The 10,299-nt window shown below is 55.2% G+C and carries 12 protein-coding genes and 1 tRNA gene; 10 read left to right on the forward strand and 3 right to left on the reverse strand.

Annotated elements, in window-relative coordinates:
- The 9 genes from GTGU_RS26070 to GTGU_RS07405 form a co-directional block, all read left to right on the forward strand.
- Positions 1-312 (forward strand): hypothetical protein (locus tag GTGU_RS26070; protein WP_038155423.1); only part of this gene is annotated, 312 nt, incomplete at its 5' end.
- Positions 313-513: 201 nt separating this feature from the next.
- Complete coding sequence (gene exoX / locus GTGU_RS07375; RefSeq protein ID WP_038155425.1) at positions 514-1,185, forward strand: exodeoxyribonuclease X; 672 nt, start codon at positions 514-516, stop codon at positions 1,183-1,185.
- Positions 1,185-1,853: a DEAD/DEAH box helicase family protein gene (locus GTGU_RS07380; protein WP_211252861.1), complete on the forward strand. Its 669-nt coding sequence runs from the start codon at positions 1,185-1,187 to the stop codon at positions 1,851-1,853. The genes exoX and GTGU_RS07380 overlap by 1 nt, the downstream gene beginning before the upstream one ends.
- Positions 1,854-1,869: 16 nt before the next feature.
- Positions 1,870-2,601, forward strand: coding sequence for a single stranded DNA-binding domain-containing protein (locus tag GTGU_RS07385; protein WP_038155430.1), 732 nt, complete (start codon positions 1,870-1,872; stop codon positions 2,599-2,601).
- Complete coding sequence (locus GTGU_RS07390; protein WP_038155432.1) at positions 2,598-2,756, forward strand: DUF1317 family protein; 159 nt, start codon at positions 2,598-2,600, stop codon at positions 2,754-2,756. Before GTGU_RS07385 ends, GTGU_RS07390 begins: the two co-directional genes overlap by 4 nt.
- On the forward strand, positions 2,753-5,119 hold the full coding sequence (locus GTGU_RS07395; RefSeq protein ID WP_038155434.1) for a Dam family site-specific DNA-(adenine-N6)-methyltransferase: 2,367 nt from the start codon (positions 2,753-2,755) through the stop codon (positions 5,117-5,119). The genes GTGU_RS07390 and GTGU_RS07395 overlap by 4 nt, the downstream gene beginning before the upstream one ends.
- Before the next feature lie 2 nt (positions 5,120-5,121).
- The gene (locus GTGU_RS07400; RefSeq protein ID WP_038155436.1) at positions 5,122-5,361 is read left to right on the forward strand and encodes a DUF4060 family protein; all 240 of its coding nucleotides are present in this window, start codon (positions 5,122-5,124) and stop codon (positions 5,359-5,361) included.
- A 41-nt stretch (positions 5,362-5,402) separates the two neighbouring features.
- A complete protein-coding gene (locus tag GTGU_RS24435; RefSeq protein ID WP_072011928.1) occupies positions 5,403-5,750 on the forward strand; it encodes a helix-turn-helix domain-containing protein in 348 nt (115 codons plus the stop codon).
- The gene (locus GTGU_RS07405) at positions 5,633-6,790 is read left to right on the forward strand and encodes a site-specific integrase (RefSeq protein ID WP_233423429.1); all 1,158 of its coding nucleotides are present in this window, start codon (positions 5,633-5,635) and stop codon (positions 6,788-6,790) included. The genes GTGU_RS24435 and GTGU_RS07405 overlap by 118 nt, the downstream gene beginning before the upstream one ends.
- A gap of 14 nt (positions 6,791-6,804) precedes the next feature.
- On the opposite strand, the gene GTGU_RS07410 is transcribed toward GTGU_RS07405, so the two are convergent.
- From GTGU_RS07410 to proB, 3 genes are all read right to left on the reverse strand, one after another.
- Positions 6,805-6,880 (reverse strand) — tRNA-Thr (locus GTGU_RS07410).
- A 111-nt stretch (positions 6,881-6,991) separates the two neighbouring features.
- Complete coding sequence (gene proA, locus GTGU_RS07415; RefSeq protein ID WP_038155439.1) at positions 6,992-8,245, reverse strand: glutamate-5-semialdehyde dehydrogenase; 1,254 nt, start codon at positions 8,243-8,245, stop codon at positions 6,992-6,994.
- Positions 8,246-8,255: 10 nt separating this feature from the next.
- A complete protein-coding gene (gene proB / locus GTGU_RS07420; RefSeq protein ID WP_038155441.1) occupies positions 8,256-9,359 on the reverse strand; it encodes a glutamate 5-kinase in 1,104 nt (367 codons plus the stop codon).
- Between the two features lie 293 nt (positions 9,360-9,652).
- On the opposite strand from proB, the gene GTGU_RS07425 reads away from it, so the two are divergent.
- The coding region (locus GTGU_RS07425; RefSeq protein ID WP_038155442.1) for a porin at positions 9,653-10,299 on the forward strand (647 nt) is incomplete at its 3' end.

The raw sequence follows: 10,299 nt of genomic DNA on the forward strand, positions 1-10,299 counted from the left end.
GGCCTCGACCTGCGCGGCACCGGCATTACCAGCCTGCCGGACAATCTCACCGTCGGCGGCTCCCTTTATCTTGATGTTGAGAGCATCAGCAATATCGCATACCGCAAGAACTGTGGTTATTCCGGGCGCACCATCTTTGCGGCATGGACGGGCACAGAATTCAAAATCGCGGCGGGATGCTTCTTCGGCACCATTGAAGAGTTTGAAGACGCCGTTGATGACAAATATGACGGCGACGCGGCAGAAGCATACAAAAAGGCCGGGCGTGATTGCGTGGCTGAACTGACAGAAAAGCTCAACCCGAAAGACTGAATTGATTCCGGCAGCCTCCACGGTGCCGGGCTTTCAGAACAGGAGAAAAAGCGATGCGATCCGAAAACCAACAGCAAGCCATGAACCTTATAGCGCTGCTGTGCCTGATGTACCACTTATCGCCAGCTGACCTTGAGGCCATCGCCCACCAGCTCGCGCACTTCGATGCAGTTTGTGATTACAGAACACAGGGGATTAACAATGTTGCGTGTCATTAATACCGAAACGACTGGGCTGGAAGGCGGCACGGAAACTGTGGTGGAAATCGCCAGTGTCGATATTGTCGACGGCGTGATCTGCAACCCAATGAGCGACCTCGTTAAGCCAGGCGTGGCGATCGGTTTTGAGGCCATGGCTATTCACCATATCACCGAAGACATGGTGGAAGGCGCGCCGCTGCTCAGTGAAGTAATTGGCCGCTATCTGGGGGCAGATGCCTACGTCGCCCACAACGCGAAGTTCGACAAATCCAAACTGCCGCAGATTGATGCGCCGTGGATCTGCACCGCCAAGCTGGCGCGTTCGCTCCTGCCAGAGCACAAGAGCCACAGCAACCAGTACCTGCGTTACAGCCTCGGGCTGAAACCGGAAGTACCAGAAGGGCTTTACGCTCACCGCTCGCTGTATGACTGCTACGTCACCGCCGAATTGCTGCTCTATATGGGCCGACTGGCGAAATGGACGATGGGCGAAATGCGGGCCATCTCCAATAACCCTTCCCTGCTGCATGCGCTCCGCTTCGGTAAGCATAAAGGCGTCCCGTTCGCAGAGCTGGCAAAAACAGAACCGGGTTACCTGCGCTGGCTCGTTGCCAACAGCGACGACGAAGACGTGCTGTTTACGGCTGAACACTGGCTGAACGGGGGTAAATGATGGGTACTCCAGTGCTGATCCTCGGTGATTCTGGCGCGGGCAAGTCCTACAGCCTGCGCAACTTCAATCCGGACGATGTGATGCTGCTCCAGTGCATCCCCAAAATGCTGCCGTTCAAGTCTGCGGGCTGGAAACTTCACGGCAAGCTGCTGCCAGACGGAAGCAAACAGCGCGGTAACGTTCTGCGCTCGGATAACTGGGAAACGGTGCTGGACACCATCTATCGCATGGTGCAGTCGAAAACGCGCCGCATCCTGATCATCGACGATTTCCAGGTGGTCATGCAGCACGAGAACATGAACCGCGCGTACCAGACCGGCTATGCCAAGTTCACCGAAATGGCAGATCACATCTGGCGAATCATCATGGCGGCCACCGAGCTGCCGGACGACTTCCGCGTTTATTTCCTGGCTCACACCGAAGAGACCGAGGGAAAGATCCGCATGAAGACCACCGGGAAGATGCTCAACGAAAAGCTGACGCCAGAGGGCTATTTCTCCATCGTGCTGCGCGCCATCAAGAAGGACGGTAAACACGTTTTTCTCATCAAAGGCGATGACAACGACACCGCCAAAGCGCCGCCTGACCTGTTCCCTGATCAGACGGAAATGGACAACGACCTCCACGCCGTAGACGTGGCTATCACCGAATTTATGACCGAATTGTAACTTTGAGGATTTAACGATGAACCAACCAATGACTTTTATGTGGAACAACGAAACGGCTGAGATGGCGAAGAAAGCAGGCGCAACAGGCGGGATCAGCGAAACCGGTGCTTACGAGGGCGAAATCGTTTCTGCGGTGTACACCTTCGGAAAAGATGGCAGCCAGTCCCAGGCGCTCGAACTCAGCCTGGATTCCAACGGACTTAAGGCGAATTTCCTGCGTATTAACTTCCTTGGCAAAGACGGCCAGCAGACTTTCGGCATGGGGCTGGTATCAGCGCTGATGTGGGTCGCCCAGGTAAAACAGGCGCAACCGCAGCAGGTACAGGGTCAAAACGGCATCGAATGGCACTGCCCGGCACTGGTTGGCAAAAAGGTGGGACTGTTCCTCCAGAAGGTGCTGTACACCAAAAACGACGGCGGCGACGGTTACAAGTTCGAAGTGCGCCATGTTTTCCAGCCAGGAACGCGTAAGACCTACGCCGAGCACGCTGAAAATGCCCCGGCAGAAGCGATCGCTGCGCTTGAACTGTCGATGAAGGACAAGGACGAACGTATCCACGGCGGCGCGCAGTTCTCTGGCTCGCGCAATGCCCAACATGGCGGTAACCCTTATGCAAATCAGACTGGTGGCGCACCACAGTCTCGCTTGCAGCAGAACAGCGGTCAGTCACCGATCGACTTTGACGACGATATCCCATTTGCGCCGATCGGTCTTCCGTTCCCTTCTCACTCTATCTATGCGCTATGACACACGCACAGGACGAAATCAGGGTTGGCGCGGTGCGCCTTCCCTGGCTCAAAGAGAAAAACGGATGGTTGCTGCCGTGGGGTGAAGTCGTTACCAACCCACTGAAGGCGCAACGACTGGCTGAAGAACTTAACGAAAAGCAGGTGGCAGCATGAGATACGGATCAGTTTGCAGCGGGATTGAAGCCGCAAGCGTCGCATGGGAGTCGCTGGGATGGCAACCGGCATGGTTTGCCGAAATCGAAGCTTTCCCGTCTGCGGTTCTTGCCCGTCACTGGCCTGATGTCTCCAACCTCGGCGACATGACCAGAATCGCCGCTGCGGTGCGCGCTGGTGAAGTGGAAGCTCCTGATGTGCTGGTCGGCGGAACGCCATGCCAGGCATTCAGCATTGCGGGTTTACGCGAAGGCCTGTCTGACGAGCGCGGGCAGTTAACACTTTCTTACGTGGAGTTAGCGAATGCAATCGACGAAAAGCGCCGCGAACGCGGGGAAGAAGAAGCGATCATCGTCTGGGAGAACGTCCCCGGCGTGCTCAGCAGCAAAGACAATGCCTTCGGGTGCTTTCTGGCAGGACTTGCCGGAGAAAGCAGTGAGTTGCAGCCAGCAGGGTGGAAATGGACGCACGCAGGTTGTGTGTCTGGACCAGAAAGGGTTATCGCCTGGCGTGTCCTTGATGCTCAATTTTTCGGAGTGGCCCAACGCCGCCGCCGTGTGTTCGTTGTCGCAAGTGCTCGAAAAGACATCAATCCCGCAGCGGTACTTTTTGAGTTCAACAGCGTGCGCCGGGATACTCCGCCGCGCAGAGAAACGCAACCGGAAACTTCCTGCGCCACTGGAAAATGCGCTGAAGGCGGTAGTCACTGGGACAATCCGGTAAATCCGCATCCGACACTTAACCAGTCGCACAATATCGGTGGCATTGGTGCCAGCAATCAGGAAATTTTCAGCCAGCGCGGATCTGGCCTTGTATCAGATGCTTATTCCAGTATCTCCCGCACATTGCTGGCGAAAGAAAACGACAGCACAGCAGAGGATTTGGACACCTATGTTTTGGGGTATGGCGGCGGCAATACCAGCGGCAGCATTGACGTAGCGACCGCATGCACAGCTCACGGCGTGCGAATGGACTTTGATACAGAAACTTTCGCCGTCCATGGTACGCAGGATCCGGACACTAACCGGGAGCTGGCGCACACCATTGGCAGGAATCACGGACAGGAAAACGCGATCACCTGGGGAATTCCGGGCAACTGGATTGGCCGCGCGCCTGAAAACGGCGGAAATGCAACCGCGCCAATGCGCAACCTTTCGCCGTGCCTTACCGTTGCCGATAAGCATGGTGTGGTTATTGCATTCAGCAGCAAGGATTACGGTGCTGATGCCACTCCTTCCTTATCCCCGACACTCCGCGCCGGAAACAGCTACAAAAGCCATGCCAACGGCGGCCAGCCCCCAGCTATTGCATTTGCGCTAAATTGTGCAACGGCAGTGCGTCGCCTGACGCCTCGCGAATGTGAGCGCCTTCAGGGATTCCCTGACAATCACACTCTGATCGGCTGGCGTGGAAAGGATGCCGCTGACTGTCCGGACGGTCCACGCTACAGAGCGATTGGCAACTCTATGGCTGTGCCGGTAATGCGCTGGATCGGTGAGCGTATCACCGCAGCGCTTTCCGTTGAAGCGCCTGCACCGCGCAACTGGCAGCGCCCGTTCCTTAAATGGGCAGGCGGCAAATATTCGCTGCTGCCGGAGCTGTACCAGATTATCCCGGCAGGCAAGCGACTGATTGAGCCGTTTGTTGGTGCTGGTGCTGTATTTCTCAACTCTGACAAGCACGAAAGTTTCCTGCTGGCGGACGTTAACACCGATCTGATTAACCTCTGGCAGATGCTGGAGGCTGACCCCCTCCGCGTTATGGATTTTGCCAGAAACCTGTTTGAATCCGGCAGAACGGAGGATGGCTACAAATCAATCAGAGCGAATTTTAACGCTCAGCTCATGAATGCTCCGCTGCGTGCGGCAGCATTTTTGTATCTCAACCGGCACTGCTTTAACGGCCTGATGCGCTACAACCGCGATGGTTTTTTTAATGTCGGCTTCGGAAAGTACAAAAAACCGTATTTTCCGGAAGCGGAGATCCTGGCATTCAGGGAGAAATCGCCTCAGTGCGTGTTCATGAATGCTGATTTCCGCCGGACGCTGGCGCTGGCAGGTGATGGTGATGTCGTTTACTGCGATCCGCCGTATGAGCCGATGCCCGGAACCGCTGGCTTTACCAGTTATTCCGCTGGTGGTTTTTCATGGGCGGATCATATTTCACTTGCGGAAAGCTGTGTGGCAGCACACCAGCGAGGTGCGAAAGTTCTTATCAGTAACTCAACAGCGCCGCGAGTTATTGAGCTTTATGAACAGCACGGTTTCACTCTGCACCGCGTCAGTGCTCGCCGGGCTATATCCAGCAAAGGCAGCACCCGCGAAACAGCGAGTGATGTCGTAGCCACTTTGGGAGTGAAGTGATGATGAGGCTGATTAATCGCAGTAAGCAATCACCTATCGGTCGCCGCGCTTGCGATGCTGCGCTGGCGGCGCAGCACGCAAAATATGGCGATTACGGCAGGCAGAAGCACCAGACAAATTACACCGTTGAGGTGGATGGCATGAAGGTCACCGTCGAAGTCGTCAACCGGGCCACCAGCTATGTCGCCACAGCAATGATCGGCGTTCGTAAACTTCGAAACCTGCCTGCACAGGCACACTGATTAACAACGACGGCCCCGGATGGGGCCACTGGAGAACATCGATGGACGAAGAAGTATTTACCAGAGATGAGGCCGCCGCCTTCCTTAAAGTGGATAAAGGCACGATTGCCCAGTGGATAAAGTCCGGTCGCCTGGCTGCTACCCGAAAAAATCCACATAAGAAAAAAAGCCCATACCTGATCTGCAAAACAGACTGTATTGCGGCAGTGAAGAACCCGATCCACAATCAACCCGTGAATGCGGTTGATGTGCAGGAGGATAAAGCATGTCAATCAAACAACGTGCCGGTACGTGGCACTGCGACTTCGTTACGCCTGGTGGAAGTCGAATTAGACGGTCTCTTGGGACAACGGACAAAAGGCAAGCGCAGGAGCTCTATGATCAGCTGAAAGCTGAAGCATGGCGAGTTGATAAGATGGGGGAGTTTAAGCCGCGAACGTTCGATGAAGCGTGCGTTCGCTGGCTTAACGAAAAGCAGCACAAGAAAAGCCTGGACGATGACAAAAGCCGGATCGGATTCTGGAGGATGCACTTCAAAGGAATGGACCTGTCAGCAATCACGGAAGACAGGATCTTGTCGGCGGTGAGTTCGATGGTTAATCGCAAACATCGAATGAACTGGGAGGCTAAACGGGACAGTCTGCTACGAAGAGGTAAGCCGGTTCCTGAATTTAAGGATAAACCAGCGTCGCTGGCGACGAAGGCGACGCACCTTGCTTTCATCCGGGCGCTGTTACGATGCGCGGCCAACGAATGGCGATGGATAGCCAAAGCGCCGAACATCAAATGCCCGGTCCCGAAAAATAAGCGTATTCGCTGGCTAACCAAAGAGGAAGCGGCGAACCTGATCCGGGAACTTCCCGAGCATATGAAGCCAGTTGTTATTTTTGCACTGGCGACAGGGCTGCGCAGGTCGAACATCACCGATCTGGAGTGGTCACAAATTGATATGCAGAGGAAGGTCGCGTGGATTCATCCCGAAGACGCGAAAGCAGGAAGGGCGATTGGGGTCGCCCTGAACGAATCGGCCTGTAAGGTGCTGCGGGAGCAGCTGGGGAAACATAACCGGTGGGTCTTTGTTCACACCGAATCATCCGTTCGCCCGGATGGCACGAGAACAAAGGCGGTGCGCAAAATGCGGTCTGATGCTAACACGGCATGGCGCGCGGCGTTAAGGCGGGCGGGAATAGAAAATTTCCGTTTCCATGACCTGCGGCACACCTGGGCGAGCTGGCTTGTTCAGTCCGGCGTACCACTCAGTGCGCTACAGGAAATGGGCGGTTGGGAAAGTATCGAGATGGTACAGCGTTATGCACATCTGGCACCGAATCACCTGACGCAGCATGCCATGCAAATCGACTCATTCCTGGCGGGGAATGGCACAAATATGGCACAAGGCGCTTTTGCTGAACTGGTGAATATCGCGTGAACCCGCGTGGTTAGTGGTGCCGATAAGAGGAGTCGAACCTCCGACCTTCGCATTACGAATGCGCTGCTCTACCAACTGAGCTATACCGGCCCTGAGACGTGTTCACGAGCGTGAATCACGGTGTAGAAGGTTAAATCTAACAGGGTGATGCGTCAATAACCCAGGTAACCAACTGCCTGTTTTTGCATCACCCTGTTTCATTTAAGCACGAATCGTATCGTCGCCGAAGCCAATCCACTTGTACGTCGTCAGCGCTTCCAGACCCATCGGACCGCGCGCGTGCAGTTTTTGCGTGCTGACAGCCACTTCTGCCCCTAGACCAAACTGCCCGCCGTCGGTGAAACGGGTGGAGGCGTTCACATAGACCGCCGAGGAATCCACTTCGTTGATAAAACGATCGGCATGGCGCAGCGTACGCGTCAGGATGGCGTCGGAATGCTGTGTACCGTGCTGGCGAATATGCGCGATAGCGTCATCAATGTCGCTGACGACTTTAACATTCAGATCCAGCGACAAATACTCATCGTCATACTGCACGGGTTCTACTGCCACCACCTTCGCTGGCCCGGCTTGCAACGGCACCATGGCGTTGTCGTCGGCATGCAGCGTGACGCCGCTTTTCGCCATCTGCTGGCTCAACGCAGGCAGAAACGCACCAGCAATCTTCTGATGCACCAGCAGCGTTTCAACGGTGTTACAGGTGCTCGGGCGCTGGGTTTTCGCGTTAACGATAATCTTCAGCGCAGGTTCAATTTCCGCACTCTCATCAACGAAAATGTGACAAACACCGATACCGCCGGTAATGACCGGGATCGTCGATTGTTCACGACACAGCTTGTGCAAACCTGCGCCACCGCGAGGAATGATCATGTCGATATACTTATCCATGCGCAGCATTTCGCTCACCAGCGCACGGTCCGGGCTTTCAATCGCCTGAACCGCACCCGCAGGCAATCCGCACTCTTCCAGCGCCTGCTGGATAACTTTCACTGTGGCGGCGTTGGTGCGCCAGGTCTCTTTACCGCCGCGTAGAATCGCCGCGTTACCGGTTTTCAGACACAGCGAGGCGACATCTACCGTCACGTTCGGACGCGCTTCGTAAATCACACCAATCACCCCGAGCGGAACCCGGCGACGCTCAATGCGCAGGCCGCTGTCCAGCAGCCCGCCGTCGATCACCTGCCCGACCGGATCGGCGAGCTGGCAGACCTGACGAACATCGTTCGCGATCCCCTGCAAACGCGCAGGGTTCAACGCCAGACGATCCAGCATCGCGTCGCTCAGGCCATTCGCGCGTGCCTCGGCGAGATCCTGTTCATTTGCGCGCAAAATTTCTTCGGTCTGCGCTTCCAGATAATCAGCAATTTTTTCCAGCACCCGATTTTTTTCGCGGCTGGAGAGTAATGCCAGCTGGTAAGAGGCCGCTTTGGCCGCAATACCCATTTTTTCCAGCATGTGAGGCTCCTTAACGGGTGATCATATCGTCGCGATGTACAGCCACCGGGCCATACTCGTAGCCAAGAATGGCATCGATTTGCTGCGAGTGGTGCCCCGCGATGCGGCGCAGCGCGTCGCTGTTATAACGGGTGACACCGTGGGCAATGTCGCGACCATCGAGATTACAGATACGGATCACTTCACCACGGGAGAAGTTACCTGTCACGCTTTTAATCCCTTTTGGAAGCAATGAGCTCCCTCTTTCCAGAATTGCGCGGGTTGCGCCTTCATCAACAGTGATTTCTCCGGCTGGCGGCGCACCGAAAATCCAGCGTTTGCGGTTTTCCAGCGGTGAGGCCTGCGCGTGGAATCGCGTGCCGACGGAAAGCCCTTCCATCACATCACCAATCACACCAGGACGACTACCTGCGGCAATAATGGTATCGATGCCCGCACGACAGGCGACATCAGCGGCCTGAAGCTTGGTGCCCATCCCCCCCGTACCCAGCCCAGAAACGCTGTCGCCGGCAATCGCGCGCAGCGCATCGTCGATGCCGTATACGTCCTGAATCAGTTCGGCCTGAGGGTTAGTGCGCGGGTCGGCGGTAAACAGCCCCTGTTGATCGGTCAGCAACAGCAACTTGTCAGCACCGGCGAGAATAGCGGCCAGCGCAGAAAGGTTGTCGTTATCGCCCACTTTGATTTCTGCCGTGGCGACCGCGTCGTTTTCGTTAATCACCGGCACGATGTTGTTATCAAGCAGCGCGCGGAGAGTGTCGCGGGCGTTAAGGAAACGCTCGCGATCTTCCATATCGGCGCGGGTCAGCAGCATCTGGCCGACATGAATACCATAAATGGAAAACAGCTGTTCCCACAGTTGGATCAGGCGACTTTGCCCCACTGCCGCGAGCAGTTGTTTGGAGGCGATGGTGGCTGGCAGTTCAGGATAACCCAGGTGTTCACGTCCGGCCGCGATGGCGCCAGAGGTGACAATCACAATACGATGCCCTGCGGCATGCAACTGCGCGCACTGGCGCACTAATTCGACAATGTGGGCGCGATTCAGGCGGCGCGATCCACCCGTTAAAACACTGGTACCCAGTTTGACCACCAGCGTCTGACTGTCACTCATGATTCTCTGCCGTTCAATAAAAATGAAAAATCCGTATCGAACAGACGTTTTAACAGGACTCCCGCCGCTTGCCAACTCTCATGGCGAAAGGGGTGAAACTTTATTGCGCGGGATCAGGAAGCGTAACGGCAACATTTGACAACTTTATGACGAAAACATGAAAACACAACTATTTAAAAGTATTCTGAAATTGTCATAAAAGTTTCACTCCTGCGAGTTAAAAACCTCTCTGATTTTCACGGGGCTTGTTCCCCCTACGACAATTAGCGCGTTTTTTAAACTCGGGATTGAAAATGAAAAAAAGCACACTGGCATTAATGATAGCAGGCGTGATGGCTTCTCTTTCAGCTCAGGCTGCAGAAGTCTATAACAAAGATGGTAACAAGCTGGATCTGTACGGTCGTGTGAAAGCTGAGCACTACTTCAGCGACAACGACGGTGTGGACGGTGACCAGTCTTATGCGCGTCTGGGCTTTAAAGGCGCCACTCAGATTAACGATCTTCTGCAGGGCTACGGTCAGTGGGAATACCAGATCGCAGCGAACAAAGTGGAAGGCGATGCCAACACCACGAAAACCCGTCTGGCGTTCGCCGGTCTGAAAGCCGGTGATTACGGCTCATTCGACTACGGTCGTAACTACGGCATTCTGTATACCGTCGCAGCGTATACCGATATGATCCCGGAGTTCGGTGATGACTCCTATATCAAAACCGATAACTTCATGACGGGTCGTGGTAACGGCATGGCGACCTACCGTAACAACAACTTCTTCGGTCTGGTTGATGGTCTGAAACTGGGCCTGCAGTATCAGGGCAAAAACGAAAACGATGGCCGTGCTGCCAGCAAAGCCAACGGCGACGGTTTCGGTACATCTCTGAGCTATGACTTTGGCGACACAGGTCTGACGCTGGGCGCGGCTTATGCTAACTCTGACCGCAC

This window comes from Trabulsiella guamensis ATCC 49490, from assembly GCF_000734965.1.
In the GTDB taxonomy this organism is placed as follows: domain Bacteria; phylum Pseudomonadota; class Gammaproteobacteria; order Enterobacterales; family Enterobacteriaceae; genus Trabulsiella; species Trabulsiella guamensis.